Origin of the sequence: Mycolicibacterium peregrinum (genome assembly GCF_001665625.1) — a bacterium.
Classification (GTDB): domain Bacteria; phylum Actinomycetota; class Actinomycetes; order Mycobacteriales; family Mycobacteriaceae; genus Mycobacterium; species Mycobacterium peregrinum_B.
In genome coordinates, this window is record NZ_LZSY01000103.1 from 1 (window position 1) to 1,044 (window position 1,044).

The window sequence follows — 1,044 nt, forward strand, 5'->3', positions numbered from 1 at the left end:
AACGCCATCTTGGATGCCTGCAGTGTCCAGACAGTCTCCGGTGAGTGGTCGGGCGGCGGGGCGGGGCTGCGTGACCGCTTGTTCTTCGCCGTGCTGGCCGAAACCGGCATGCGCATCGGTGAAGCACTATCGCTGCGCCACAGCGATTTTCATATCGCCGGTGGCGGCACCCCGTCGATACTGGTGGCGGGCCGTGATGATCATCCGCACGGGGTGCGCGCGAAATCGGGTCCGCGCCGGATCTACATCGGCGACGATCTGGTCGCCCTCTACAGCGAGTATGTGTGGCAGTTGGTGGCCGCCGGCGCGGATGTCACGGTCGGCGACCTGGCGTCGTGTTTCGTGTTCGTCAACCTGGTGCGCGGCGTGCGCTACGCCCCGCTGCGACCGGAAACCGTCTACGACAAGGTCGATCTGATCACCGCCCGCCGCGCCGATGCGTTGCCCGAGCAGTGGACGCCGCACTGGCTGCGCCACACCCACGCCACCGCGCTGCTGCTGGCCGGGGTGGATGCGCATGTGGTGATGCGCCGTCTCGGGCACGCCGACGTGCAGACCACGTTGTCGACCTACGGCTGGGTGACCGCCGACGCGCAGATGCGCACGCTGGCCGAATGGAAGAACTATGTCGCCGGGTGGAAGGTGAACCGTGACGGGCAATGACAGTCCTGCACCGGCGCACACCGCACCGACCTGCGGTGCCGCCGGGGGTAGGTGGGCACAGCAGTGGCAGCAGGTACCCGCGCAGTGGCGCAGGCTGGTCTATTACCTGGATACCGCCCCCGCCGACACGGTCTTTCAGCGCAACCCGCGCTACCGGCCCACCCCGGACGGTCACGACTTCACCCCACACGGTGTGCCGCAACGGTTTTGCGAGGAGATCGCGTGGTGGGTGTGGCTGTGCGGGCACGAACAACGTCGCAAGATCGAGCCGTCGCTGCTGAAATGGACCAGCGGTGCACTGAGTATCGCCGCCGCCGACTACCACCAGCGGCACCGGCGTCACCCGGTCAGTATCGCTGATCTGAACGCCGAGGCCATCGT

1 protein-coding gene and 1 pseudogene are annotated in these 1,044 nt (G+C 67.1%); both read left to right on the forward strand.

The window, feature by feature from the left end:
- The coding region (locus tag A5779_RS14965; RefSeq protein WP_165609790.1) for a tyrosine-type recombinase/integrase at positions 1-663 on the forward strand (663 nt) is incomplete at its 5' end.
- Positions 650-1,044: pseudogene (locus tag A5779_RS14970) on the forward strand (tyrosine-type recombinase/integrase); the annotation flags it as partial. The gene A5779_RS14965 and the pseudogene A5779_RS14970, both read left to right, overlap by 14 nt.